The sequence below is a fragment of the Bradyrhizobium sp. 1200_D9_N1_1 genome, assembly GCF_052075915.1.
Taxonomy (GTDB): domain Bacteria; phylum Pseudomonadota; class Alphaproteobacteria; order Rhizobiales; family Xanthobacteraceae; genus Bradyrhizobium; species Bradyrhizobium diazoefficiens.
The window spans coordinates 3,012,060-3,037,149 of the sequence record NZ_CP197226.1 but is presented as its reverse complement, the minus strand read 5'-3'; the positions used below and the strand labels follow the sequence as shown (position 1 = coordinate 3,037,149).

Here is a 25,090-nt window from a genome sequence, read left to right as displayed (position 1 = left end):
CGGCGGACGTTTCCGTCCGCCGCATTCGCCACCCCCCTTGCTGCTCCGCCTCTTCCGATCCGCCCGCGGAGCTATTTCTTCAGCGCGAACACCCAGATCACGCCGCCCTGTGGCACATTGGCCTCGATGCCGATGTTGTTGGTCACCAGCGCATCCTGGATCCGCTGCGCGTCCACACCCCATCCCGACTGGATCGCGATGTATTGCGTGCCGTCGATCTCATACGACACCGGCATGCCCATGATGCCGGAGTTGGTCTTCTGCTCCCACAACAGCTCGCCGGTCTTGGCGTTGAAGGCGCGGAAGTTGCGGTCGTTGGTGCCGCCGGCAAAGATGAGATCGCCCGCGGTCGCCGTCACCGAGCCGAACAGCTGCGACTTCGGGAAGTTGTGCTGCCACACCTTCTTGCCGGTGACGGGATCCCAGGCCTGGAGCTCGCCAAAATGATCCGCGCCCGGCTTGGTCTTCAGCCCGATGTCTTCCGGCTTGGTGCCGAGCCAGAGCTCGCCCGGCTTGAGTGCGACCTTCTCGCCGGTGAATCCGCCGCAGAAATTCTCGTTGGCGGGCACGTAAACCAGGCCCGTCTTCTGGCTGTAGGCCGCCGACGGCCAGTCCTTGCCGCCCCATAGAGAGGGACAGAACTCCACGCGCTTGCCAATCACCGGCTTGTGCGCGGGATCGACGATCGGCTTGCCGGTTTCGGCATCGATGCCCTTCCAGACGTCGGTGGAGACGAACGGCCAACCTGCCACGTAGTTGATCTTGGTCGGCGTGCGCTCGAGCACCCAGAAGATCGCATCGCGCCCCGGATGGACCAGGCTCTTGATGCTGCGGCCGTCGCGTTGCAGGTCGATCAGCATCGGCGCTTCGACCTCGTCCCAGTCCCAGGAATCGTTCTGATGGTACTGGTGATAGGTCTTGATCTTGCCGTTGTTCGGATCGAGCGCGAGCACCGACGAGGTGTAGAGATTGTCGCCGGGATGGGTCTCGCCCGGCCACGGCGCCGCGTTGCCGACGCCCCAATAGATCGTCTTGGTGTCCTTGTCGTAATTGCCGGTCATCCAGGCCGAGCCGCCGCCGTTCTTCCAGTCATCGCCCTGCCAGGTGTCGTGACCGGGCTCGCCTTCGCCGGGAATGGTGTAGGTCCGCCACAGCTCCTTGCCGTCCTTGGCGTCATAGGCGGCGACATAGCCGCGCACGCCGAACTCGCCGCCGGAGCCGCCGACGATGACCTTGCCGTCGACGATCAGCGGCATCAGGGTCATGTACTGGCCCTTCTTGTAGTCCTGCACCTTGGTGTCCCACACCACCTTGCCGGTCTTGGCGTCGAGCGCGACCACATGATCGTCGGTGGTGGCGAGATAGAGCTTGTCCTCCCACAGGCCGACACCGCGGCTGGTCGGATGCAGCTGGAACAGATCGTCGGGAAGCTGCCGCTTGTAGCGCCAGTACTCGTCGCCGGTCTTCGCGTTCAGCGCGATCACCTGCCCCATCGGGGTCGCCACGAACATCACGCCATTGTTGATGATCGGCGGCGCCTCGTGGCCTTCGACGACGCCTGTTGCAAACGTCCAGACCGGCGTGAGACCCTTTACGTTCGAGGTGTTGATCTGGTCGAGCGGGCTGTAGCCCTGCCCGTCATAAGTGCGCCGATAGAGCATCCAGTTGCTCGGTTCCGGATTCTCCAGGCGCTGCGCGGTGACCGGCGAATAGTTCTCGATCGGGCCGGCACCGGCGGCGGTCGAGGCAAGACAGGTGAAGGCGACGAAGCCGGACAGAAACCATTGCTTCCTGGTCATGGACGTTCCCCTTTTTCATCCGTTTGAATTCTTGTGTTGAATTCTTTTCGTTCGTCCCGTCGTCCGCCCGTCGGCGGATGCGGCCTCTCGTGACGCGGGCACAACCCGCGACCGTCCATCATCCTGGCTGCGCGCCACCTACCTTTCCGATGAAGTTTCCGGCGACGCTGAGCGAACCTTCAGCGAACGCCAGTGGCAGCGCCGCGAGCCGTCGCGGTGCCGGCCCGAACACGACCTGCGCGCCCGCGCGAGGATCGTATTCGGAGTTGTGGCACATGCACTTGAGCACCTCCTTGTCGCCGACGTCGCTCTTCACCCAGGCGGTGACGGGACAACCGGCATGGGCGCAGATCGCCGAATAGGCGATGATGCCGTCGACGGCGCGCGCGCGGGTCTGCTCGTCGAGCTCGGCGGGATCGAGCCGGATGACCAGGATCTCGTTGAGCCGCGAGGCGCTGCGCACGACCGAGGTCTTGGGATCCTTCGGCCAGGCATGCACCGGCGGCCCGCCGGCCTGCAGGTCGGCCGCCGTGATCAGCTTTCCCTCCTGGTCACCTTCGGAGAAGACGAGCACATCGCCCTTCTGCGGTCGTTCGTCGGAGCCTGGCGGATCCTCGCCTGCGCGCGCCGATGCGGAACAGCCGAGGCAGGCGGTGGTGGCGAGCGCACCCAGCAGCAGCGTTCGCCGCGTCTGCTCTGCGCCCGCGTCAACTTCAGGTTCCGCAGGGTTCTCGGAAGATGAGGAATTGATGTTGAACGATGCGCGCGACATGCCCGCTAGCAGGCGCTGGAACTCTGCCGGAAAAAAGGCGAAGAATTGGCGCCGCAGTGCATCAATATGGCTCTGCTCGCTTTGATTGAACGAGAGTGAACGCGTTCAAACGTATTTTCACCAGTTCTACGCCGCACCACGCGAGCGGCATGATGATTTTGCAGATCAGACCGATGATGTTGGAATTGGTGCAACGCGCCATCGCGCGATGTGAGCTGCACGTTTCTCAGGCAGGCATTTTGTGTTTCACGATCTGAGCACGTGACGCGGCGAAGCGATGCGGCCTGCGACGGTTGCCGACGCCATTTCAAAACTGTCGGCGATGCGCCGTGCCTTGTCGATGAAGAGCGCAGCCGCCGCGGGCGGACAGACGTCGCGCGCGGTCTGTTCGAACAGATCGAGCCAGCGGTCGAAATGATCACCGACAAGGCCGAGCGGCAGATGCGCACGCATCGGCGAGCCATGATAGCGGCCGCTCATCAGCACGACTGACGACCAGAAGTCTCCGAGCTTGGCGAGATGCTCGTCCCAATTCTGCACGACCGCGAACACCGGCCCCAGCAGCGCGTCCTCGCGCACGCGCCCGTAAAAGCGGGTGACGAGTTCCGCGATCATCTCTTCGGTGATCCCGGTGCGCTCGATCGCATCCTGGGTCAGCAGGTTCCGGCGCGCGGCTGCCGCCTCACGCTCGGCCTTCAGTCGATCCGACATTGTCCTTTGTTATCCGTTCCGTTGTTCCCGCGGGCCGCCCGTTCAACATTGTCGGGTCAATTGCGCGCGGCGTCTTTGTCGCAGCGCAAATTGCGGGAGGGGCGGCGAGGCTCGAAGGCCCCGCCGCCTACGCCTGTCATCAGGCGCCGTAAGTGTAAAAACCCTGCCCGGTCTTGCGGCCGAGATGGCCGGCATCGACCATTTCCTTCAGCAAGGGGGCCGGACGGTATTTGGGGTCGTTGAAGCCTTTGTAAAAGACCTCCATCACCGACAACATGGTGTCGAGCCCGACGAGATCGGCGAGCGCCAGCGGCCCGATCGGATGGTTGCAGCCGAGCTTCATGCCGGCGTCGATCTCTTCCGCCGTCGCGATCCCCTCCTGGAGGGCGAAGATCGCCTCGTTGATCATCGGGCAGAGGATGCGGTTGACCGCGAAGCCCGGACTGTTCTTGGCCGTGATCGCCACCTTGCCGACGCGCTGGGCGAAATCGAGCGCCTTGGCGTGGGTGTCGTCGGAGGTCTGCAGGCCGCGGATGAGCTCGAGCAGCGCCATCACCGGCACAGGATTGAAGAAGTGCATGCCGATGAAGCGGTCGGGGCGATCGGTTGCGGCGGCAAGCTTCGTGATCGAGATCGACGAGGTATTGGTTGCAACGAGCGTGCGCGGCGACAGCGTCGCACAGAGGTCCTTCAGGATCTTGACCTTGAGCTCCTCGTTCTCGGTGGCGGCCTCGATCACCAGGTCGCAATCGGCCAGCTTCGCCCGATCGGTGGTGCCGGTGATGCGCTTGAGCGTCGCCTCGCGGTCGACCGCCGACATCTTCTCCTTCTTGACCAAGCGCTCAAGGCTGCCGCCGACGGTCGAAAGCCCGCGGTTCACCGCCGCATCGGAAATGTCGACCATCACGACCGAGAGCCCGGCCGCGGCGCAGATTTGCGCGATGCCGTTCCCCATGGTCCCTGCCCCGATGATGCCAACGGTTTGGATCATTGCGTCACATCCTTCTCATCCTTGCGGGCGTGCCGGTAGCGGCGCGGCCCCATTGCTCCTGCACCAGGGTCTAGCACCGCCGCCGGGGAGGCGCGACCTGATCCTGCCCCTTCCTTAAAGCATCCATCGCGGGAATAAAGCCGCAAAAGGGCATGATTTGGAGGTCTCGGGCCCGTTTGGCCCGAGCCATGCGGCGCATGCGCCCGTCCAGGCTGCGGCCAGGACCGGATCGATCAGCGGAGGCAACCCGCGGCGTCAGTCGCCTCATCCGAGACGGAGCACCTTGCCCGGATTCATGATGTTCTTGGGATCGAGCGCCCGCTTGATCGTACGCATGATGTCGAGCTCGGTCCTGGAGCGATAGTGCTGGAGCTCGTCGAGCTTCTCGATGCCGATGCCGTGCTCGGCCGAGATCGAGCCGGCCATGGACGTGATCAGGTCGTTGACGCCCCGCGTGATCGCCGCAGAGTACTGGTTGAGCGTCTCGCGATCCATGCCCTTCGGGCCCATGAAGGAGAAGTGCACATTGCCGTCTCCGATGTGCCCGAGCGGATAGGGGCGGATCGTCGGCAGGACGTCGAGCACGGCCTTGAGGCCCCTGTCGATGAACTCGGGAATCCGGGAGATTGCGACCGACACGTCGTAGCTCAGGCCCGGCCCCTCAGCGCGCGATGCCTCGGCCACGCTCTCGCGAATGCGCCACATGTTGCGCGACTGCGCTTCGGTTTGCGCAATCACCGCATCGAGCACTCGGCCCGCCTCGAGCTGATCGGCCAAGAACTGCTCCATCCGGTCCGGCATGCCCGTGCCGCCGTCCTGCCGCGGCCGGGCCGACGACCATTCGAGAAGGAGATACCATTCGGTCTCGGCCTTGAGAGGGTCCTGGGTGCCGGGAATATGGCGCAGCACCATGTCGGTGCAGGCGCGGCTCATGAGCTCGCAGGAGCCGACATTGTCGTCGGACGCGGCATGCGCCTCCGACAGGAGCTCGATCGCCGCCCTGGGATCGCGGATCGCGAGCCATGCCGTGCACAAATCCTTCGGCGCGGGCCAGAGCTTCAGCACCGCCTTCGTGATGATGCCGAGCGTCCCCTCGGCACCCATGAATAGATGCTTGAGGTCATAGCCGGTGTTGTCCTTCTTGAGTGCGCGCAGCCCGTCCCAGACATCGCCGTTGGCCAGCACGACCTCGAGACCCAGCACCAGATTTCGCGCATTGCCGTAACGCAGCACCTGCACGCCGCCGGCGTTGGTGGAGAGATTACCGCCGATCATGCACGAGCCCTGGGCACCGAGGCTGAGCGGAAAGAAGCGGTCGTGGCGCGCGGCCGTGTCCTGGAGCGTCTGGAGGATGCAGCCCGCCTCCACCGTCATGGCGTAGCCGACGGGATCGACATTCAGCACATGGTTCATGCGACCGAGCGACAGCACGATGCCGCGGTGCGCCGGCCACGGCGTGGCACCACCCATCAGGCCGGTGTTGCCGCCCTGCGGCACGATGGCAATGCCGTTGTCGTAGCAGAGCTTGACGACAGCGGAGACTTCCGCGGTATTGGCCGGACGCACGACCGCCGCGGCCTGCCCTGTCAGCTCGCCGCGCCAATCGGTCACGAACGGGCGCTTGTCCTGCTCGTCCAGGATCAGGCCCTTGTCGCCCACGATGGCTCGCAAGCGGTCGAGAATGGCTGGCGTCACGGGCGCAGTCGGAATGGAGGGAGCGGTGAGAAGGGCTGCGCCCGGCATGTGTTCCTCGCTTTGCGGCTCTTCTGCGCAGCCTGGGGCGCGCCGGCCTTCGTTGTCGTTCTCAATTCTGGACGTTTGCGCGATGAGCCTAGCACGAAGGTAACGCTCGCGGGAACGTCCCCGGCTGCGACGCTTGCGCAAACCTGCCTCGGCTGCTGAACGGGAAGCGCACTTCCGTCGACGCCCGGCGTGCCTTACTGTGCCAAGATCAACCTGGATTGGAGATCATGAGCCGCTTCTGGAGTCCCGTCGTCCACACGCTGTCGCCCTACGTCCCGGGCGAGCAGCCGAAGCAGGATGGCGTCGTCAAGCTCAATACCAACGAGAATCCCTATCCGCCCTCGCCGCGCGTGCTGGCGGCGATCGCGTCGGCTGCGGAGCGGCTGCGCCTTTATCCAGATCCGCGCGCCACGCGCCTGCGCGAGGCGATCGCGGCGTATTGCGATGTTGCGGCCGAGCAGGTGTTCGTCGGCAACGGCTCCGACGAGGTTCTGGCCCACACCTTCCCGGCCCTTCTGAAGCACGACAGGCCGCTTCTGTTTCCCGACGTCACCTACAGCTTCTACCCGGTCTATTGCCGCCTCTATGGCGTCGCTCACGAGGAGGTGCCGCTCGATGCCGCGATGCGGATCGAGATCGCCGACTACAGGCGGCCGTCGAGCGCCATTCTTCTCTGCAATCCGAACGCGCCCACCGGCATCGCCCTTCCGCGCGACGCGGTCGCGGCACTGCTCGCCGAAAACCCGGACCGGCTGGTGGTGGTGGACGAGGCCTATGTCGATTTCGGCGCCGAGAGCGCCGTGCCGCTCGTTACGCACCACGACAATCTGCTCGTCATCCAGACCTTCTCGAAGTCGCGCGCGCTCGCAGGCTTGCGGGTCGGATTTGCCATCGGCCAGCGGCCGCTGATCGAGGCGCTGGAGCGCGTGAAGGACAGCTTCAACTCCTATCCCGTCGATTGCCTCGCCATCGCCGGCGCCGTCGCTGCGATCGAGGACGAGGCATGGTTCCTCGAGAGCCGCACCCGCATCATCGCGAGCCGCGACGTGCTCACGCGCGATCTCGCGCAACTCGGCTTCGAGGTGCTGCCGTCGCTTGCGAACTTCGTGTTCGCGCGTCATCGGCGCCGGAGCGGTGCCGATCTCGCGGCCGCCCTTCGCCAGCGCGGCGTGCTGGTCCGCCATTTCAAGAAGCCGCGCATCGAGGACTTCCTGCGCATCACGGTCGGAACGGATGAGCAGTGCGGCCGGCTGATTGAAGTGCTGCGCGAGTTGATCTAGTTGAGGGCATGCGGCGGCCCGCCGCATGCTCACCACAATGGAAGTTGCAGGGACCAGTCTGTGACGCGCCTTTGCCGCCTCGACATCGACGCCCTGGAGGCCGCCCGAACATTGAAGTTCAGGCGCGGATGAACGACTTCGCACGATCCGTTGGTGCCGCCTTCGCGCTGATCGGCGAGGCCGATTCCGAGCTTGTGGGCATCGTCGCCTTGTCGGTGCGCGTCAGCCTGACCGCGAGCATCGTCGCGCTCCTGATCGGCGCACCGTTCGGCGCCTTGCTCGCGATCGCCCGTTTTCGCGGACGTCAGGTCATCATCGTGCTGACCAATGCGCTGCTCGGCCTGCCGCCGGTCGTGGTCGGGCTCGCGCTCTATCTGCTGCTGTCACGGTCCGGCCCGCTCGGGGCGGCCGGCCTGCTGTTCACGCCGGCGGCCATGGTGATCGCGCAGACGCTGCTCGCGACACCGATCGTGGTGGCGCTGGTGCACAGGCCGGCGAGCCTGCTCTGGGCGGAGTATGGCGATCTGGCGCGGATCGACGGGCTGTCGGTCCTGCGCAGCATGGGGCTCCTGTTCGCGCTGGGACGGACTTCGCTGCTGACGGCCTTTCTCGCGGCCTTCGGGCGCGCCATCGCCGAGGTCGGCGCCATCATCGTCGTCGGCGGCAACATCCGCGGCTTCACGCGCACGATGACGACCGCCATCGCGCTGGAAACCAGCAAGGGCGACCTGCCGCTGGCACTGGGGCTCGGGCTGATCCTGCTCGCGCTCAGTGTGGCGGTGTCGACCGTCGCTTTCCTGCTAGTTGGACGCGTTGGGGAAAAATAGCTGCTCGCCGCCGACCTTGTAGCCGGCAATCGCCTGCTGTCCCTTCGGGGAAACCAGCCAGTCGATGAAGGCCTGCCCATCCTGCGCCTTCACGTTGGAATGCTTTGCCGGATTCACGAGCATGACGCCGTACTGGTTGAAGAGCCGCTTGTCCCCCTCGGTCAGGACGGCGAGCTCGCCGCGGTTCCTGAACGACAGCCAGGTGCCACGATCCGACAGAAGATAGGCGTTCGAGGACGAGGCCATGTTCAGCGCCGGCCCCATGCCCTGACCGATCTCGCGATACCAACTGTCCTTGCCGGCACTGAGATCGACGCCTGCCTCTTTCCACAATCTCAGCTCGGCTGCGTGCGTGCCGGACTTGTCGCCGCGCGAGATAAACGGCGCCTTCGCCGCCGCGATCTTGCGCAGCGCGTCAGCGACGTCCTTGCCGCCGCCAATTCGCGCCGGATCGCTCTTCGGCCCGACGATGACGAAGTCGTTGTACATGACGTCGAAACGCTTCACGCCCTGCCCTTCGGACATGAACTGGTCTTCGGCGGGCCTGTCATGGACGAACACCACGTCGGCATCGCCTCTCCGCCCGATATCCAGCGCCTGGCCGGTGCCGACGGCTACGACCTTCACGTTGATGCCCTCGGCCTTCGAGAACAGCGGCAGCAAATAGCCGAACAGACCCGACTGTTCCGTCGATGTCGTCGAGGCCACGATGATGGTGCGATCCTGCGCAAATGCGCATGTTGACCAGACCAGAACCGCTGCGATGGCGGCAAGCTTCCTCATTGTGACGTCCTCGCTCCCCAGACATCTCAAACTACGCGGGGAGGATGACGCAGGGAAGCCCGACGTTCGGCGGCGCGGTTGCACTGTGGTCGGAGTCACAATGGCGAACGGCGATAATGCGGTGTCATTGCGACCGCAGCTTCTCGCGCGATGGTGTGCGGATGTTCTGCAATTGGTCCCACCTACATTGACATCGGTGTGACGGCCGGGGCAGTTTTTCATATTGCTGGCGAATCAGCGATTGCTTCACGCCGAGTATCTCTTGGACAACTCCCTGTGCTTTCGAGACTGATATCGTTGCTGCGCCGCATCCCTGCGGTGAAATGGGCGTTTACGAGGCTTCGGCCCTTGCCGCACGGCGGAAGCATTGACGTTTCGCCGATCGCCACGAACGATTCGCCTGCCATCGTCGTCGACGTTGCAGAGGCCGCGCGCACTCCCGACATCAGCATCAGCGCCGATCCACCGCTCAGCGACCCGGGCATCGCGGTCGCGGCGCCGGTCGCCGAGGACGACACTGCGATCTCTGTCATCGCGGAGAGTCCGCCGGCTGCGCGGACAGATACCGGCGACAGCGACGGTTCACCTCCGGAGACGTCGACGGAGGTCAACGAGGTCGTCGTGGAGGAGGCTTCGATCTCGTCTGTCGACGAGGAGACCAGGCCCGTTGATGTTCCCGAACTCACCGTCAGCGAGGCCGCACCTGCGGAACTCGGGACGGATGTCGAGTCGGTCGGCGCCGAAGAGGCCTCAGTCCCGTCTGTCGACGTCGATAGCGCGCCGGTCGACATTCCCGAACTCATCGTCAGTGGCAGTCCATCTCGCGAGTTCTCTGCCGGCGTTGAGCCCGTCGTCGCCGAGGCGGCACCGGTTTCGTCCTTCGACGTTGAAATCGCTCCGGCTGCTACCCTCGACGTCGTCGTCAGCCACGAGCCACCTCCTGGCGTCCTCGTGGATGTTGAGCCGGCCGTCGTGGACGACCCGCCTGTCGCTCTTGTCGAGATCGAGGTCTCTGCGGCTGATATCCCAGCCGTCAGCGTCGACAGCGGGTCAACCGCCGACGTCGCCATGGAGATCGAGCCGGTCCCCGCAAGCGATCCCGCACCGGTCACAGCGGTCGCCACGGAGGACACTTCTGCCGCCACCTCTGCGGTTGACGCGGACATCGCGCCGGAGCCGATCCTTGCGTCTCCCGCACCGGAGATCCGCAGCGCACCGAAAGTTCGCGCAAAAGCGACGGAACCCGTCGATCGCGCGGCGCTGATCCGGCAGCGCTGGGCGGAGACCGGGATCAGGATGTGGAATCCGCGGCTTCACGGCACCGGCGATGCCACGCTGAACATCCAGGGCCGGGTCGAGCTGCTGCCGCCCGCGCCCGGCGAGACGATGCCGCGCTACGACAAGCTCGAGTTCAGGATGCTGGGCGGGCAGATCGTTTGCGAGGGCGTCATCGTCGAGGCGCCCGCACAGGCGAGCCATCGCAGCTTTACCCGGCTCGCCGAGACAGGGAAGCCAGACCGGGTCCGCGAGCCGGTGCGGGAACGCCAGGCCGCTCTCGCCTGATCCTTTTCCCTGCGGGGATACTCGCCATATGCTAGGCTGACGCCCCGGATATGGGAGATCGCATGCCCGCGACATCGTTGCGATTGATCGTGATCGTCGCCCTCTGCATCTCGCAAGGAGCATTGGCGGCGTCCAGTAAGCGGCCGCGCCACGTTCCGGCAACGGCACCCGCCGTCGATCCCGCGGCGCCCTACAAAGCCGACCGGCTCTCGTCCTCGCGTGGCGAGACGATCCTCAATACGCCCAGCCAGACCACCGTGCTCACGCGGCAGGTCCTCGACGACATGAAGGCGACGAGCCTGCGGGACGCAATGCGCTCGACCGCCGGCGTGACGATCGGGCGATAGGCTCGCGCTCAGCTTTCACCAAACGCACCGATATTCCCGCACGGCCCATGAATTTTTGCGGACACGTGGCAGTTGCCCTGAGCGCCAGCCACGACGTAACTTGCGCACCGCTCGGGCCACAACGCCCGCGCCAGACCAAAACGCCAAGAACACTGTGGGAGGTAAACTATGAGAAGGCTGACGGCCGCGCTGTGTGCTCTGACCCTGCTCTCGACTGGCGCGCAGGCGCAAACCATCAAGGATTTTCTGGCAGTCGCCATGAAGAGATGGACGGCGCCGTTCGAGCCGTTCCAGCTCATCGACAACATTTACTATGTCGGAACCGACGGCATTGCCGTCTATGTCATCAAGACATCGCAGGGCCTGATCCTGATGGACACGGCGATGCCCCAGTCAACCGGCATGATCAAGGACAATATTGCGAAGCTCGGCTTCAAGGTTGCCGATATCAAGCTCATCCTCAACACGCACGCGCATCTCGACCACACCGGCGGCTTCGCCGAGATCAAGAAGGAGACCGGCGCGCAGCTCGTTGCCGGCGAGCGCGACAAGCCACTGCTCGAAGGCGGCTACTATCCGGGTGACGAGAAAAACGAGGACCTCGCCTTCCCCGCGGTGAAAGTCGATCGCGCGGTGAAGGAAGGCGACAGGGTCACGCTCGGAGACACCACGCTGACGGCACACGCAACACCCGGCCACTCGCCGGGCTGCACGAGCTGGGAGATGACCGTCAAGGACGGCAAGGAGGACCGCGAGGTGCTGTTCTTCTGTAGCGGCACGGTGGCGCTGAACCGGCTGGTCGGCCAGCCGACCTATGCCGGCATCGTCGACGACTACCGCGCGACTTTCGCCAAGGCCAACGCGATGAAGATCGACGTGCTGCTCGGGCCGCATCCGGAAGTCTACGGCATGCAGGCCAAGCGCGCAGAGATGAAGGATGGCGCGCCGAACCCGTTCGTCAAGCCGGGCGAGCTCGTGACCTACGCGACCAGCCTGTCGGAGGATTTCGACAAGCAGCTCGCCAAGCAGACCGCGGCGCTGGAGAAGAAATAGCGTCATCAGATGCTGCCTTCCACCTCTCCTCGGGCGGGGAGAGGTGCGGCAACAGGTTGCGGCGACGCACATGGTTAGCAGAGTGTAGCCGCAGCCTTGCAGTACTTTGCACTCGATACTGCTCGTTTCCATGGCCTCATATCGTTAACGCGACCTCACCAACGCACGCGAGCGGAACGGCTGCGGCAGCGTGCAACCAGCGCTAGCCTTTCCGCACGAAACTCGTCTAACGCGCCCTTTACCCCCGCTGTGCAAGATCGCCCTCGTTTTGAAGGGATCCGGGGCGCGTATTTCAATGCCTGTCGCCAATTTGAAGTCTCACTTCGCCGCCGCAATGCGGCTGTTTCGCGTACCGGCGGACAACCCGGACCTGACGCGCGCGCAGTTCGACGCCTTCTCCAAGCAGGTCCCGCTGCTCTACTTCATTCTCATGAGCAACACGATCGCGGTCGCCTACACATATGTGAACGTGGCGCCGGACTGGTTGACGATGATCGTGCCGAGCGTGCTGACCGTGCTTGCGGCCCTGCGCACCTTCTGGTGGCTGCGCCAGCGTCACCTCGTGCGCAGCGACGCCGACATCCTGCGCAATCTGCGCGCCACCAACTGGATGACATTGCCGATCGGCGCAGGCTTCACCATCTGGTCCTTCGCCCTCTACCCTTACGGCGATCCTTTCGCCAAGAGCCAGGTCGCCTTCTACATGGCGGTGACCGTGATCGGCTGCATCTTCTCGCTGATGCATCTGCGCTCCGCGGCGCTGATCGTGACGCTGGTCGTCGACGTGCCCTACGTGCTGTTCTTCTGGGCCACCGGCGAGCCGACGCTGAAGGCGATCGCGGTCAACAATCTGCTGGTCTCCGGCGCGATGGTGACGGTGCTGTTCATCTACTATCGCGACTTCGCCGATCTCGTCGCCAGCCGCAAGTCGCTGCTGGCGCAGCAGGCGGCGACCCAGGCACTCTCGGACGAGAACTTCCGCCTCGCCAATCTCGATTCCCTCACCGAGCTGCCGAACCGCCGCCGCTTCTTTGCCGAGCTGTCCAGCGCCTTCGTTGATGCCGAGCGCAGGAGCGTCCGCGTCGCGGTCGGGATCATCGATCTCGACGGCTTCAAGCCGATCAACGACAATTACGGGCACTCGGTCGGCGACCGCGTCCTGATCGAGGCGGGCCGACGCATCCGCGAGACCTGCGAGGGCTTCGGCCCGCAGCGAGTGGAGTTCGCCCGGCTCGGCGGCGACGAGTTCGGTCTTGTCGTGTGCGGCGACCCCGAGGAGGCGGATCTGACGCGGCTCGGCGAACGCATCGGCGACCAGGTCAAGCTTCCCTACCAGCTCGACACCGCCCATACCGGTCTATCCTGCTCGATCGGCTTCGCATTGTTCCCGCAATCGGCAACGACGGCGGAAGCGCTCTATGAATGCGCCGACTATTCGCTCTATCACGCCAAGCGCCATCTGCGCGGCCGCACCGTGATCTTCTCGAGCGAGCTCGAGGCCGAGATCCGCAGCCGCGGCGTCATCGAGAATCTGCTGCGCACCGCCGATTTCAGCACCGAGATGGACCTGGTGTTCCAGCCCATCGTGGACGCCATGAGCGAGCACACTACCGGCTTCGAGGTCCTGGCGCGCTGGCACAGCTCCCGCCTCGGCCTGGTTTCGCCGGCCGACTTCATCCCGGCCGCCGAGCGCATCGGCCTGATCCGGCCGCTGACGCAGGCGCTTCTGATCCGCGCACTCGCGACGGCCAGGACCTGGTCCGACCACATCCGCCTGTCGTTCAACCTCTCCGCCCACGACATCTGCTCGCCCGAAGGGATCCTGCCGCTGATCACCATCGTGGAGAAGAGCGGGCTGCCGCCACACCGGATCGATTTCGAGATCACCGAGACCGCCGTCACCTTCGACTTCGTGCGCGCGCAGCAGTCGATCGCGGCATTGAAGGCAATGGGCTGCGGCATTTCGCTGGACGATTTCGGCACCGGCTATTCCTCGCTGAGCCACGTGCACCGCCTGCCGCTCGACAAGATCAAGGTCGACCGCAGCTTCGTCGCCGACATCAACGACAATCCCGTCAGCCACAAGATCATCAAGTCGCTCACGGGCCTCTGCGACGACATGGAAATCGCCTGCGTCGTCGAAGGCGTCGAGACCCGCGCCCAGCTCGACAGCCTGCGCCGCCTGGGATGCGACTTCATCCAGGGCTACTACTTCGCAAAGCCCATGCGGGGCGATGCAATCGGCGAGCACCTCGCGAAGGAACGGCAACGCCTCGACGGCGCCGAGGCCAAGGTCGTGGCCTGAGGTCACACCGCGCAGTAGCGCTCCTGAATGTCCTTGTCCGCCAGCAGCGCCGCGGCGCTGCTTTGATGCACGACCTCGCCCTGGTCGATGATCACGGCACGATCGGCAAGCCGCAGGGCCCATTCGACATTCTGCTCCACCAGAAGCAACGTCTTGCCTTCATCACGCAGGCGGCGGAACAACACGCCCATCTCCTCGACCAGCACAGGCATGATCCCCTCCGAGGGCTCATCGAGCAGGACCATCCTGGGCCTGGCGATCAGGGCGCGCGCGATCGCCAGCATCTGTTGCTCGCCGCCGGAGAGCGTCACGCCCTCCTGATCGAGGCGTTCCTTCAGGCGCGGAAAGGTCTCGGCGATCTCGTCGATCGCAGTGCGCTCATCGATCTCGCTGCCGGCAGCAACCAGGCCGAGCCGCAGGTTCTCGCGCACGGACAGGCCAGGGACGATGCGGCGCTCTTCGGGCACATAAGCGAGGCCAAGATGAAAGCGCTGATGGGCGCGGAGCGGCAACAGCTCCCTGCCCGCAAAGCGCACGCGACCCGTCGCTTTCGGCATAAGGCCCATCATTGCCCGCAAGGTCGTGGTCTTGCCCGCACCGTTGCGGCCGACGAGCGCAACCACTTCGCCCTCCTTCACCTGCAGGGAAATGCCGTGAAGGACATGGCTCGCGCCATACCAGGCGTGGAGGTTCTCGATTTCGAGCAGCGCGGTCTCAGCCATAGCCTTCACTCTGTCCGAGGTAGACCCGGCGGACTTCCGGATTGCTCCTGATCTCGTCGGGCGCGCCGTCCGCCAGCAGGCGGCCGTGATGCAGCACCACGACGCGCTTGGACAGGCCCAGCACCATCTTCATCTTGTGCTCCACCAGCAGCACGGTGCGCTTGTCGGCGAGCCGTTCGAGCAGCGCGACCATGTCCTTGGTCTCCTCCGGTCCCATGCCGGCGGTCGGCTCGTCGAGCAATAGCAATTCCGGCTCGGAGACCAGCGCAATCGCGATCTCCAGCGCGCGCTGCTGGCCATGCGACAGGAATTTCGCCACCTCGCTGCGCTTACCGAGCAGCCCGACGGCGTCTAGCGCGGCATCGGCCCGCACATTCAGCTCCGCCAGCCGGGCACGGTTGCGCCAGATGTCGTAGCTGACGGTCAGCGCCTGTGCTGCCACGCGCACGTTCTCGTGCACGGACAGGTCCGGGAAGATGTTGGTGATCTGGTAGGAGCGCGAGATGCCCTGATGCACGAAGCGATGCTGGGGCAGGCCATTCAGCTCGCGTCCCCTGAAGTGCAGCTTGCCCGAGGTCGGCGTCAAAGCACCCGAGAGAATGTTGAAGAAGGTGCTCTTGCCGGCGCCGTTCGGCCCGATGATCGAGGTGAGCTGTCCCGCCGCAAAGGACACGGTGATGCCTTCGAGCGCGACGAAGCCTCCAAAGCGCTTGCCGATCCCCTCGGCGCGAAGCAACTCGCCGCTCATGGCCGTGCCTTTCCGACGCCGAGCGCATCGAGCAGCGTGCCCCAGATGCCCTTGGGCAGGAACAGCACAAAGAGGACGAAGATCGCGCCGACAAAGATCTGCCAATGCGGCGTCCAGAGCGAGATGACGTCCTCCAGGATCAGGAAGCTCGCCGCGCCGACGAACGGGCCGAAGAAGCTGCGGGCGCCGCCGAGCAACACCATCATCACGATCATGCCGGAGGTCTGGTAGTGCAGGATGTCCAGCGGCACGATCGACAGATGCAGCGCCAGCATGCAGCCGCCAAGCGAGGAGATCGCGCCCGACAGCATGAACACGATCAGCTTGCTGCGCTCGACGTCATAGCCGCAGGCCCGCGCCCGCTGCTCGTTCTCGCGGATCGCCTCGATCACGGCACCGAACGGCGAGTTCAGGATGCGCGACTGGAACCACAGCGCCAGCGCCGCGAAGACCATCAGCACGTAGTATTTGTTGATGGGGTCGAGGAAATTGACGGAAAGGCCGAACAGGCTGATGCGGTCGACGGTGAAGCCGCGCAGGCCGTTCTCGCCGCCGGTGAAGGACGAGGCCTGCAGCGCGACGTAATAGACGAGCTGGGCCAGCGCCAACGTTACCATGGAGAAGTAAATGCCACGGGTGCGTGTCGAGACGATGCCGATCGCAGCAGCGAGGCAGGTGCTGAGGAGCACGGCGATCGGCACCGCGGCGAACCAGGGCACGCCGTAGCGGCCGATCGCAATGCCGGTGAAGTAGGCGCCCGCGCCGAAGAAGGCGGCCTGGCCGAACGACAACAGCCCGGTGTAGCCGAACAACAGATTGTAGCCCATCACCACGACCCCGTAGATCAGGACGTTCACGGCCAGCGCCTGTGACGGCAGCAGCCAGGGCAGCACGGCAAGCACCGCGATCGAGAGCAGCACACGCTGGTCGAGAATCCAGGCGATCCCATTGCGCGAGGGCCGGGCTACCGACTCGCCGCTCGAAGGCAGCATCACGCGGTCCTCCCTCTGACGCCGAACAGGCCCTGCGGGCGGATCAGCAGCACCACCGCCATCAGCGCGAACATGACGATGGTCGCCATCTCAGGGGCGAACAGCGCGACCATGCTGATGGATATGCCGACCATGAGGCCGGCAACGACAGCCCCGACGATCGAACCAAGGCCACCGATCACGGTCACCACGAACGCCTCCGCAAGCACGAGCGAGCCCATCTCCGGATTGACGCTGCGCATGGGACCGGCGAGCACGCCGCCGAGCGCGGCGAGCCCGACGCCGAGGCCGAAGATCGCAAGCCAGACCCGGCCGATATCGACGCCGAGCACCTGCATGATGGTGGGATCGCGCGCGCCGGCGCGCACGATCAAGCCGATGCGGGTCTTTTCCAGCGTCAGCCAGAGCACCAGCAGCACCACGGCCACCAGCGCGATGACGAACAGGCGGTAGCGCGGGAAGAAGCCGATGCCGAGATCAAGCACACCGACCAGTTGCGGCGGGGTTGGAAACGGAATGCCGTCGCTCCCGAACACGATGCGCACACCTTCGACGAGGATGTAGCTGAGGCCGAAGGTGAGCAGCAACGGATCGTCGATCGAGCGTCCATAGAGCCTGCGGATCAGGACGAACTCGATCAGCATGCCGAAGGCGCCGATCAGGATGGGAGCGAGCAGCAGTCCCCACCAGAAGCTTCCGGTGAGCGACGCCAGATACAGCCCAGCATAGGCCCCGATCATGAACAGCGCGCCATGGGCGAAATTCACCACCCCGAGCATGCCGAACACGATCGTCAATCCAAGCGCAGTGATCACCAGGACCGCCCCAAGGGCGATCCCGGAGAGAAGCTGCATGATGATCAGCGACAGGTCCATCGTCACAAGACTTACGTCGCGTGGCCGAGTTCGCTGCAGCTGCGCAGCATGTCGTCGGAGCCGGCGTCATTGGCGAGAATGGCGAACAGATCGTTGTCGTTGGCCATCGCGGACTTCTTCTTGGACTCCAGCACCAGCACCGACTGCACCGACTGATGATCGCATTTGCGGTAGTGCTGCGGCCCCTTGGTCAGATCGTACTGCAGCTTCTCCAGGGCATCGACGACCTTGTCGGTGTCGGTGCCGCCGGCGGCCTCGATGGCGGCCAGCAACGATCCGACGCCAGAATAGCCATAGGCACCGTAATCGGTCGGGATCGCGCCGCCGTTGGCGGCCTTGAATGCCGCGTTGAAGCTGGCTGCCGTCTTGCTCTGCGTCTCAAGGCCCCAATAATAGTTGGCACCGCCGACCACGCCCTCGAACACGTCAGGGCCAACCGCGAGGCGCTGGTTGTGCAGGATGACGGGCACGACGATCTTCATCTGCTGCTTCACGCCGAAATCGACCGCCTGCTTGATCGCGTTGGCCTGGTCCCGGCCGAAATTGGAGATGCAGAGCACGTCCGGTCGCATCGACATCAGCCGTGGCATGAAAGTGGAATAGTCGGCCGCCCCGAACGGATGCAGAATTTCGCCGACAGTGTCAGCACCAATAGTCGTCTGCGCGCGCTTGAAGCCGCGCAGCATCTCATGGCCGTAGGCATAGTCGGCAACGAGATGGGCGACCTTCATGCCCTTCTTCAGGGTCTGCCGCGCTACCGCAGCGGTGGTCATGTGCGGGTTGAGCGCCTCGTGGAATGTGTACTTGCTGAAATCCTTGGCCTCGTTGATCGTGTCGGACTGACTGATCGAGACGTAGATCACGCCGCGGGCGCGGGTGACCTCGTTGACTGCGAGCTGCACGGCGCTGGAGAGCGCGCCGACCACCGCATGAACCTTGTCTTTCTCGATCAACTCCAGTGTGCGGGTCGCAGCTTCGCCCGCATTGAGCTTATCGTCGCGCACCAAGAGCTCGACCTTGCGGCCGCCGATGCCGCCCTTGTCGTTGACCAGCTTGACGGCGAGCTCGGCGCATCTGACCTGGTCGCGCGCTTCCGCTGCGAACGGCCCTGTCAGCGGCGTCGGGAAGCCGATGCGGATCGACTCATCGGCGGCGCGGCCGAGCCGGGGCATCGCGAGCAGCGCCGCGCTGGCCGAGAGGCCGGCGAGTGCGGTGCGGCGGGTTATTTTCGGGGTCGAACCGGATTTAGGCATGATTTCCTCCAGGGTCTTTTTTCTAGAAATGCTTCAGGGCTTTCAGGACTTTTGTCGGCGTGATCGGAATTGAGTTGATCGTGGCGCCGAACGGCGCGAGCGCGTCGTTGACCGCGTTGAGCACGCAGGCTGACGCCGCCGCCGTGCCGGCCTCGCCGACGCCCTTGGCGCCGAGCACGGTGTCGGCGGTCGGCGTCTCGACATGGCCGATGACAATGTCGGGCATCTCCATCGGCATCGGAACGAGGTAATCGGCGAGCGAGCCATTCATGAGCTGACCGGTTTCGCTGTAGCGGCATTCCTCGAACAGCGCGGCACCCAGCCCCTGCACGACGCCGCCGCGGAGCTGCTCGTCCACCAGCATTGGATTGATGACGCGGCCGCAATCCTCGACGATGAAATGCTTCAGCATCTTGATGAAGCCGGTCTCGACATCGACCTCCAGCGAACAGCCCTGAATGCCGTTGGTGAAGGCGAAGGGATAACCCTGCGGGGCGAAGTGATGGCTTACCGTGAGCTGCGCCTGCGTGCCCGGCGGCAGCGTATCGGAGCGGAAATAGGCGATGCGCGCGATCTCCGCGATCGGCATGCGCTGGTTCCGCGTCACCGCATCGACGACCTCGCCATCGATGATGTCGAGCGCAGATGGCTGCTCCTGGAGGATCAGCGCGGCGATCTCCAGAATATTGCGCTTGAGCGCACGCGTGGCCTGGAGCGCGGTCTCGCCGCCGATGCCGGCGCCGCGGCAGGCCCAGGTGGCGCCGCCATGCGGCGTCACCTCGGTATCGCCGGTGATGACCTTGACGCGCTCCTGCGCGAGGCCGAGCTGGTCGGCCACGATCTGGCTGATGATCGCCTCGGTGCCCTGCCCCTGCTCGGTGACCGAGATCAGGCAGCGCACCTCGCCCGACGGCGTCAGGCTGAGAATGGCGCCGTCCTGTGAGGAGATCCGCGCGCCTCCGACGCCATAGAAGGCCGGGCTCGGGTTGGTGATCTCGACAAAGGTGGCGATGCCAATGCCCCGATAGATGCCGCGCTTGCGCAAATTCGCCTGCTCGGCACGCAGCGCGTCATAATCCATCATCTCATGCAGGCGCTTCAGGCAGGCCTGATGGGACAGCGCCTCGAAGCGGTAGCCGGTCGGCGAGGTCTGCGGATAGGCATCATCGGCGATCACGTTCTGTGCGCGGATGGCAAAGGGATCGAGCCCGACCTTGGCTGCGGCCATATCCACCAGCCGCTCGGTGACGGCGCAAGCGATGGGATGGCCGACAGCGCGATACTGGCTGGTCTGCACCTTGTTCTGGAAGAGCACCTCCAGCGTGGCGCGATAGTTCCTGAAGCGATAGGGCGCGCCCATCAGGCGGATCACCTGATTGCCTTCGACCACGCTGGTGCGCGGATAGGTCGAGAACGCGCCGATCGCGGTCAGGTCAAGGACGTCCATCGCCAGGATTTCGCCCTTGGCATCGACCGCCATGCGGGCCCGGACGCGATGGTCGCGGGCATGGATGTCGGAGACAAAGGATTCAATGCGGTCGGCGACATATTTGACGGGGCGGCCGAGCAGGATCGAAAGGCCGACCACCGCCATGTCCTCGTGATAGACATGAAGCTTCATCCCGAAGGAACCGCCGATGTCGGTTGCGATGACGCGAACGCGGGCCTCGGGGATGCCGTAGTGGCGCGAATAGAGATCCTGGAACTGGTAAGGCGTCTGCGTCCCGTGATGCACCGTGAGCGCGCCGGCAGCGGGATCATAGTCGGCGACGATCGCGCGTGGCTCCAGCGTCACCGCGGTGTGGCGGCCGAAGGAGAATTCCTCCTCCACCACGTGGGCCGCTTGCGCGAAGGCCTCGTCGACGGTGCCGTTGTCGAGCTGAGCGCGGAAGCAGGTGTTGTTGGCGCTGCCGGGATTGATCACCGGTCCGCCAGCTTCTCGCGCACCATCGATATCGACGACGACGGGAAGGTCCTCGTAATCGATCTCGATCAACTCCAGCGCGTCTTCCGCGATCGCCCGGCTCTCGGCAACGACGGCGACCACGGCCTGCCCGGCCCAGACCACACGGTCCAGCGGCAATGGCAGTTGCGGGGCGGAGGTCATGCCCTTGAAATGATCGAGCGTGCCGGTCCAGGGCGTGCAGATTTTTGCCAGATCAGCGCCAGTCGCGACAAGATGCACACCCTCGAGCGCGCGGGCTTCGTCGATGTTGATCGCAACGATTTGCGCATGCGCATGCGGGCTACGCAGGAACGCGGCATGGAGCATGCGCGGCAGCTTGAGATCGCTAATGTAGCGCCCGCGTCCGGCCAGCAGCCGTTTGGCGTTCGGCCGCGGCACGGAACGGCCGATATAGGAATTCGGACGATCGAGCGAGGTCAGCGGCGCGATCATGTGGCGTCTCCGCCCTGGCTGCGCGCTTTGGCCACCGCATCGATCGCATCGACAATCGCCTCATAGCCGGTGCAGCGGCAGAAATTGCCGGACAGCGCGTCGCGGATCTGCTCGCGGCTCGGCTGCGCCACCTGCGAGAGCAGCTCCTGTGCGTTGACCAGCATGCCCGGCGTACAGAAGCCGCATTGCAGTGCGTTGCGGCGATGAAATTCGGCCTGGAGGTCGGCGATCACGCCACTCTCGGAGAGGCCCTCGATGGTGTCGATCTTCGCACCGTCGGCCTGCACCGCGAACATCAGGCAGGAATGCACGGCGCGGCCATCGAGCTGCACGAGGCAGGCCCCGCAGGCGCCCATCTCGCAGCCGGCATGCGTCCCCGTCAGTTCGAGCGCATTGCGCAGGCAATCGACCAGCGTCTCGCGCGGCGCGACCTCGCAGGCAACCTTGCGGCCGTTGACGACGAGGCGGACCCGCGCGGTCGCCTCGACGTCCCCCAGCAGGGTTTCGTCGAAGCCGCTCATGCGCCCTCACCCAGACGTCCGAGCAGGCGTCCCAGCAGCACACGGGCGAGATGCAGCCGCATCGCCGGCGGCACCTCGTCGCTGTCAGGCGGCGCGAGATCGCCTTCGAGCGCGGCTTGGGCGACAGCGATACGCTCCGCATCGAGGGACGAACCGATCAGGGTCGCCTCCGCTCCCTTCACCCGTGTCGGCGTATTGCCGACAGAGAAAAAGGAGATGCGGATGTCGTCGATGCGTTCGCCGGAGAAGGTCGCAAGCATGCCGCAGCCGACCAATGCATAGTCGCCGCGCCGCCGCGCCAGTTCGTCGAACGCAAAGCGCTGGTCGGCCTTGAACAGGGGAACGTAGACAGCGGTGATCAGCTCGCCGGGTTGCAAGGCAGTCTCGAACAGGTCGATGAAGAAATCGTCCGCTCGCACCCGCCGGGCGCCGGAAGGACCTGCGATCTCGATCTCGGCATCGAGCGCCAGCGTCATCGCTGGAAATTCGGAAGCCGGGTCGGCAAGCGCAACGCTGCCGCCAAAGGTGCCGCGGTTGCGAATCGCGGGATGGGCGACGAACGGCGCCGCAGCATGCAGCAGCGGCGCGAACTCGGCGATCAGCGGCTCGCTCAGCATCTCGCAATGGCGCGTCAGCGCGCCGATGCGCAAATAGCCGCCTTCGCGCCTGACGCCGCGCAGCTCGTCAATATGGGTGATGTCGATCAAGAGCCGCGGCGCCTGCAGCCGCAGCGACAATGCCGGCACGAGGCTCTGGCCCCCGGCGATGAAGCGTGCGTCATCGCCGGCGCGCGCATGAGCATCCAGCGCCTGGTCGACCGTCGCAGCACGAAAATAGCTGAAAGCCCTCGCCTTCACCGCCGTTTCCTCGATATCCGTCGGCTCATCAGCCGGGATGCCAGATTTGTAACCATCTGGTCTCAAAATCCTGACATGCCTCCGGGGAACGGTCAACAGGAAATGACCATTTGGTTACAAATGCACCTTGGGCTATGAAGGCAACAAGACGTGCGATTCAGCGACGAAATGGCCCGAAAAGCGCAGAAACCAGCGAAGCGACCGGTCCGACGACGGCCCGAGACTGGCAGCAAGACCGCGCCAAAGCGCCGCAACATGCGCGCGGCCGACCGCGAGCGCGCAATCGTGGACGAAGCGATCCGCTTCTTTGCCGAGCATGGCTTCGAGGGACAGACCCGCGAACTGGCAAAACGCATGGGCATCACCCATTCGGCAATCTATCGCCACTTCCCGAGCAAGGAAGCGCTGATCGAGCGGGTGTACCAGGAGGTCTATCTCAGCCGCTGGTCGCCCGACTGGGGGCCGATGATCCAAGACCGCTCGCTGTCGCTGGAGGCGCGGCTGACGCGCTTCTATCTCGACTATGTCGAACGCGTGTTCGAGTACAATTGGGTGCGGATCTTCGTCTTCTCCGGCATGAAGTCGTTCGGCATCACCGGCCGCTATCTCGACATTGTCCGCCGCGAGATCATCGAGCCCGCGGCCGCCGAGCTGCGTCACGATCTCAAGCTGCCCGATGCGAAGTCCCGCCCACTGAGTGAGCGCGAGACCGAGCTGTTCTGGGGCCTGCACGGCCGCATCTTCTATCTCGCCATCCGCAAATTCATCTACGAAACGCCGATCCCGCCCGATCTCGACGCAATCGTCCGCGACGCCGTCCAGACCTTCATGGACGGCGCGAAGACGACGATGCCAAAGCTGCTGATGAGCGGCTAGCTACTTCGAAAGGCTCGGCAGATCGAGCCCCTTGTCACGGGCGCAGTCGATCGCGATGTCGTAGCCCGCGTCGGCATGGCGCATGACGCCGGTGGCCGGATCGTTCCAGAGCACGCGCGCGATGCGCTTTGCAGCTTCCGGCGTGCCATCAGCGACGATCACCATGCCGGCATGCTGCGAATAGCCGATGCCGACGCCGCCGCCATGATGCAGCGACACCCAGGTCGCGCCGCTGGCGCAATTGAGCAGCGCGTTGAGCAGCGGCCAGTCGGACACCGCATCCGATCCGTCCTTCATGGCTTCGGTCTCGCGGTTCGGGCTTGCCACCGAGCCGCTGTCGAGATGGTCGCGGCCGATCACGACCGGCGCCTTGAGCTCGCCGCGCGCCACCATCTCGTTGAAGGCAAGGCCTAGCCGGTGGCGATCGCCGAGGCCGACCCAGCAGATGCGCGCCGGCAGCCCCTGGAACTTGATGCGCTCCCTGGCCATGTCGAGCCAATTGTGCAGATGCTTATCGTCCGGCATCAGCTCCTTGACCTTGGCGTCGGTCTTGAAGATGTCCTCGGGATCGCCCGACAGCGCGGCCCAACGGAACGGCCCGACGCCGCGGCAGAACAGAGGGCGGATATAGGCAGGAACGAAGCCGGGGAAATCGAAGGCGTTCTTCAGGCCCATGTCCTGCGCCATCTGGCGAATGTTGTTGCCGTAGTCGAGCGTCGGAATCCCTTGCGCGTGGAAATCCAGCATGGCCTGGACATGCTCGACCATCGAGGTCTTCGAGGCGCGCTCGACGGCCTTCGGATCGGACGCGCGCTTGGCTTCCCAGTCGGCGAGCGTCCAGCCTTTGGGGAGATAGCCGTTGATCGGGTCATGGGCGCTGGTCTGGTCGGTGACGATGTCCGGCTTGACGCCGCGACGCACCAGCTCCGGAAAAATCTCCGCGGCATTGCCGAGCAGGCCGACTGAGATTGCCTTCTTCGTCTTTGCGGACTCTTCCATGATCGCGAGCGCCTCGTCGAGCGTCGCGGCCTGCCGATCGAGATAGCCGGTGCGCAACCGCATCTCGATGCGGCTCGGCTGGCATTCAACTGCGAGCATCGAGGCTCCCGCCATGGTCGCGGCCAGCGGCTGCGCGCCACCCATGCCGCCAAGGCCGGCGGTGAGAATCCATTTGCCGGCAAGGCTGCCGCCATAATGGCGACGACCGACCTCGACGAAGGTCTCGTAGGTGCCCTGCACGATGCCCTGGCTGCCGATATAGATCCAGGAGCCGGCCGTCATCTGGCCGTACATCATCAGGCCCTTGCGATCGAGCTCGTTGAAATGGTCGAGCGTCGCCCAATGCGGCACGATGTTGGAGTTCGCGATCAGCACGCGAGGAGCATCGGCGTGGGTGCGGAAGACACCGACCGGCTTGCCGGACTGGATCAGCAGCGTCTCGTCGTCTTCGAGCTTGCGCAACGCCGCCGTAATCCGGTCAAAGCTCTCCCAGTCGCGCGCGGCACGGCCGATCCCGCCATAGACGACGAGCTCGCTCGGGCGCTCCGCGACATCAGGATCGAGATTGTTCATCAGCATGCGCAAGGGAGCCTCCGTCAGCCAGCTCTTGGCGCTGATGTCGCGGCCGCGGGGCGCGCGGATGGTGCGGTCGTTGTCCAGTCGGCGGTTCATGCG

22 protein-coding genes are annotated in these 25,090 nt (G+C 64.8%); 7 read left to right on the top strand and 15 right to left on the bottom strand.

The window, feature by feature from the left end:
• Positions 1-71: 71 nt before the first annotated feature.
• The 5 genes from AB5K84_RS14520 to AB5K84_RS14500 form a co-directional block, all read right to left on the bottom strand.
• On the bottom strand, positions 72-1,799 hold the full coding sequence (locus AB5K84_RS14520; RefSeq protein WP_028174355.1) for a methanol/ethanol family PQQ-dependent dehydrogenase: 1,728 nt from the start codon (positions 1,797-1,799) through the stop codon (positions 72-74).
• A gap of 118 nt (positions 1,800-1,917) precedes the next feature.
• Complete coding sequence (locus tag AB5K84_RS14515) at positions 1,918-2,571, bottom strand: ubiquinol-cytochrome c reductase iron-sulfur subunit (protein WP_011088961.1); 654 nt, start codon at positions 2,569-2,571, stop codon at positions 1,918-1,920.
• A gap of 246 nt (positions 2,572-2,817) precedes the next feature.
• Positions 2,818-3,282 carry a group III truncated hemoglobin gene (locus AB5K84_RS14510; protein ID WP_011088962.1) on the bottom strand — a complete coding sequence of 155 codons (465 nt, stop codon included), beginning with the start codon at positions 3,280-3,282 and terminating at the stop codon, positions 2,818-2,820.
• Positions 3,283-3,421: 139 nt separating this feature from the next.
• Positions 3,422-4,273: a 3-hydroxybutyryl-CoA dehydrogenase gene (locus AB5K84_RS14505; RefSeq protein WP_110116834.1), complete on the bottom strand. Its 852-nt coding sequence runs from the start codon at positions 4,271-4,273 to the stop codon at positions 3,422-3,424.
• 264 nt (positions 4,274-4,537) lie between these two features.
• Complete coding sequence (locus AB5K84_RS14500) at positions 4,538-6,016, bottom strand: FAD-binding oxidoreductase (protein ID WP_110116835.1); 1,479 nt, start codon at positions 6,014-6,016, stop codon at positions 4,538-4,540.
• A 227-nt stretch (positions 6,017-6,243) separates the two neighbouring features.
• Here AB5K84_RS14500 and hisC point away from each other — a divergent pair, with 227 nt between their 5' ends.
• Both hisC and AB5K84_RS14490 read left to right on the top strand, forming a co-directional pair.
• Positions 6,244-7,296, top strand: a complete 1,053-nt coding sequence (gene hisC / locus AB5K84_RS14495) for a histidinol-phosphate transaminase (protein ID WP_110117349.1) — start codon at positions 6,244-6,246, stop codon at positions 7,294-7,296.
• 128 nt (positions 7,297-7,424) lie between these two features.
• Positions 7,425-8,123, top strand: coding sequence for an ABC transporter permease (locus tag AB5K84_RS14490; RefSeq protein ID WP_011088966.1), 699 nt, complete (start codon positions 7,425-7,427; stop codon positions 8,121-8,123).
• On the opposite strand, the gene AB5K84_RS14485 is transcribed toward AB5K84_RS14490, so the two are convergent.
• The gene (locus AB5K84_RS14485) at positions 8,097-8,906 is read right to left on the bottom strand and encodes an extracellular solute-binding protein (RefSeq protein WP_038966748.1); all 810 of its coding nucleotides are present in this window, start codon (positions 8,904-8,906) and stop codon (positions 8,097-8,099) included. The two genes, AB5K84_RS14490 and AB5K84_RS14485, sit on opposite strands and share 27 nt — an antisense overlap.
• A gap of 198 nt (positions 8,907-9,104) precedes the next feature.
• Between AB5K84_RS14485 and AB5K84_RS14480 the strand changes: the two genes are divergently transcribed.
• The 4 genes from AB5K84_RS14480 to AB5K84_RS14465 all read left to right on the top strand — a co-directional run bounded on the left by AB5K84_RS14480 (position 9,105) and on the right by AB5K84_RS14465 (position 14,174).
• Positions 9,105-10,469 (top strand): hypothetical protein, encoded by a 1,365-nt coding sequence (locus tag AB5K84_RS14480; RefSeq protein ID WP_441232529.1) that lies wholly within the window; start codon positions 9,105-9,107, stop codon positions 10,467-10,469.
• A 62-nt stretch (positions 10,470-10,531) separates the two neighbouring features.
• The gene (locus AB5K84_RS14475) at positions 10,532-10,816 is read left to right on the top strand and encodes a TonB-dependent receptor plug domain-containing protein (RefSeq protein WP_171463799.1); all 285 of its coding nucleotides are present in this window, start codon (positions 10,532-10,534) and stop codon (positions 10,814-10,816) included.
• A gap of 168 nt (positions 10,817-10,984) precedes the next feature.
• Positions 10,985-11,869: a BJP family subclass B3 metallo-beta-lactamase gene (blaBJP, locus tag AB5K84_RS14470; RefSeq protein ID WP_110116837.1), complete on the top strand. Its 885-nt coding sequence runs from the start codon at positions 10,985-10,987 to the stop codon at positions 11,867-11,869.
• A gap of 295 nt (positions 11,870-12,164) precedes the next feature.
• Entirely contained in the window at positions 12,165-14,174 is a 2,010-nt protein-coding gene (locus AB5K84_RS14465; RefSeq protein ID WP_162603706.1) for a putative bifunctional diguanylate cyclase/phosphodiesterase, read from the top strand.
• Between the two features lie 2 nt (positions 14,175-14,176).
• On the opposite strand, the gene AB5K84_RS14460 is transcribed toward AB5K84_RS14465, so the two are convergent.
• Genes AB5K84_RS14460 through AB5K84_RS14425 form a run of 8 tightly spaced genes read right to left on the bottom strand, consistent with a single transcriptional unit; the run spans position 14,177 to position 22,540 of the window.
• Positions 14,177-14,896 (bottom strand): ABC transporter ATP-binding protein, encoded by a 720-nt coding sequence (locus AB5K84_RS14460; RefSeq protein ID WP_038966750.1) that lies wholly within the window; start codon positions 14,894-14,896, stop codon positions 14,177-14,179.
• On the bottom strand, positions 14,889-15,644 hold the full coding sequence (locus tag AB5K84_RS14455; RefSeq protein ID WP_011088973.1) for an ABC transporter ATP-binding protein: 756 nt from the start codon (positions 15,642-15,644) through the stop codon (positions 14,889-14,891). The genes AB5K84_RS14460 and AB5K84_RS14455 overlap by 8 nt, the downstream gene beginning before the upstream one ends.
• Complete coding sequence (locus tag AB5K84_RS14450) at positions 15,641-16,639, bottom strand: branched-chain amino acid ABC transporter permease (RefSeq protein ID WP_110116839.1); 999 nt, start codon at positions 16,637-16,639, stop codon at positions 15,641-15,643. Before AB5K84_RS14450 ends, AB5K84_RS14455 begins: the two co-directional genes overlap by 4 nt.
• The gene (locus AB5K84_RS14445) at positions 16,636-17,511 is read right to left on the bottom strand and encodes a branched-chain amino acid ABC transporter permease (protein WP_028174342.1); all 876 of its coding nucleotides are present in this window, start codon (positions 17,509-17,511) and stop codon (positions 16,636-16,638) included. Before AB5K84_RS14445 ends, AB5K84_RS14450 begins: the two co-directional genes overlap by 4 nt.
• 11 nt (positions 17,512-17,522) lie before the next feature.
• Entirely contained in the window at positions 17,523-18,764 is a 1,242-nt protein-coding gene (locus tag AB5K84_RS14440) for an ABC transporter substrate-binding protein (protein ID WP_110116840.1), read from the bottom strand.
• A gap of 22 nt (positions 18,765-18,786) precedes the next feature.
• A complete protein-coding gene (locus tag AB5K84_RS14435; protein ID WP_110116841.1) occupies positions 18,787-21,162 on the bottom strand; it encodes a xanthine dehydrogenase family protein molybdopterin-binding subunit in 2,376 nt (791 codons plus the stop codon).
• A complete protein-coding gene (locus AB5K84_RS14430) occupies positions 21,159-21,683 on the bottom strand; it encodes a (2Fe-2S)-binding protein (RefSeq protein WP_110116842.1) in 525 nt (174 codons plus the stop codon). Before AB5K84_RS14430 ends, AB5K84_RS14435 begins: the two co-directional genes overlap by 4 nt.
• A complete protein-coding gene (locus tag AB5K84_RS14425) occupies positions 21,680-22,540 on the bottom strand; it encodes an FAD binding domain-containing protein (RefSeq protein ID WP_110116843.1) in 861 nt (286 codons plus the stop codon). Before AB5K84_RS14425 ends, AB5K84_RS14430 begins: the two co-directional genes overlap by 4 nt.
• Positions 22,541-22,795: 255 nt before the next feature.
• Here AB5K84_RS14425 and AB5K84_RS14420 point away from each other — a divergent pair, with 255 nt between their 5' ends.
• Positions 22,796-23,416, top strand: coding sequence for a TetR/AcrR family transcriptional regulator (locus AB5K84_RS14420; protein ID WP_161533931.1), 621 nt, complete (start codon positions 22,796-22,798; stop codon positions 23,414-23,416).
• Here AB5K84_RS14420 and hutU read toward each other — a convergent pair whose 3' ends face one another.
• Positions 23,417-25,087, bottom strand: coding sequence for a urocanate hydratase (gene hutU / locus AB5K84_RS14415; RefSeq protein WP_011088981.1), 1,671 nt, complete (start codon positions 25,085-25,087; stop codon positions 23,417-23,419).
• Positions 25,088-25,090: the final 3 nt, after the last annotated feature.

Coding starts and splice junctions, on each gene's coding strand:
- AB5K84_RS14520 (WP_028174355.1), bottom strand. CDS start 1,799: ATGACCAGGAAGCAATGGTTTCTGTCCGGCTTCGTCGCCTTCACCTGT.
- AB5K84_RS14515 (WP_011088961.1), bottom strand. CDS start 2,571: ATGTCGCGCGCATCGTTCAACATCAATTCCTCATCTTCCGAGAACCCT.
- AB5K84_RS14510 (WP_011088962.1), bottom strand. CDS start 3,282: ATGTCGGATCGACTGAAGGCCGAGCGTGAGGCGGCAGCCGCGCGCCGG.
- AB5K84_RS14505 (WP_110116834.1), bottom strand. CDS start 4,273: ATGATCCAAACCGTTGGCATCATCGGGGCAGGGACCATGGGGAACGGC.
- AB5K84_RS14500 (WP_110116835.1), bottom strand. CDS start 6,016: ATGCCGGGCGCAGCCCTTCTCACCGCTCCCTCCATTCCGACTGCGCCC.
- hisC (WP_110117349.1), top strand. CDS start 6,244: ATGAGCCGCTTCTGGAGTCCCGTCGTCCACACGCTGTCGCCCTACGTC.
- AB5K84_RS14490 (WP_011088966.1), top strand. CDS start 7,425: ATGAACGACTTCGCACGATCCGTTGGTGCCGCCTTCGCGCTGATCGGC.
- AB5K84_RS14485 (WP_038966748.1), bottom strand. CDS start 8,906: ATGAGGAAGCTTGCCGCCATCGCAGCGGTTCTGGTCTGGTCAACATGC.
- AB5K84_RS14475 (WP_171463799.1), top strand. CDS start 10,532: ATGCCCGCGACATCGTTGCGATTGATCGTGATCGTCGCCCTCTGCATC.
- blaBJP (WP_110116837.1), top strand. CDS start 10,985: ATGAGAAGGCTGACGGCCGCGCTGTGTGCTCTGACCCTGCTCTCGACT.
- AB5K84_RS14465 (WP_162603706.1), top strand. CDS start 12,165: ATGCCTGTCGCCAATTTGAAGTCTCACTTCGCCGCCGCAATGCGGCTG.
- AB5K84_RS14460 (WP_038966750.1), bottom strand. CDS start 14,896: ATGGCTGAGACCGCGCTGCTCGAAATCGAGAACCTCCACGCCTGGTAT.
- AB5K84_RS14455 (WP_011088973.1), bottom strand. CDS start 15,644: ATGAGCGGCGAGTTGCTTCGCGCCGAGGGGATCGGCAAGCGCTTTGGA.
- AB5K84_RS14445 (WP_028174342.1), bottom strand. CDS start 17,511: ATGGACCTGTCGCTGATCATCATGCAGCTTCTCTCCGGGATCGCCCTT.
- AB5K84_RS14440 (WP_110116840.1), bottom strand. CDS start 18,764: ATGCCTAAATCCGGTTCGACCCCGAAAATAACCCGCCGCACCGCACTC.
- AB5K84_RS14435 (WP_110116841.1), bottom strand. CDS start 21,162: ATGATCGCGCCGCTGACCTCGCTCGATCGTCCGAATTCCTATATCGGC.
- AB5K84_RS14430 (WP_110116842.1), bottom strand. CDS start 21,683: ATGAGCGGCTTCGACGAAACCCTGCTGGGGGACGTCGAGGCGACCGCG.
- AB5K84_RS14420 (WP_161533931.1), top strand. CDS start 22,796: ATGCGCGCGGCCGACCGCGAGCGCGCAATCGTGGACGAAGCGATCCGC.
- hutU (WP_011088981.1), bottom strand. CDS start 25,087: ATGAACCGCCGACTGGACAACGACCGCACCATCCGCGCGCCCCGCGGC.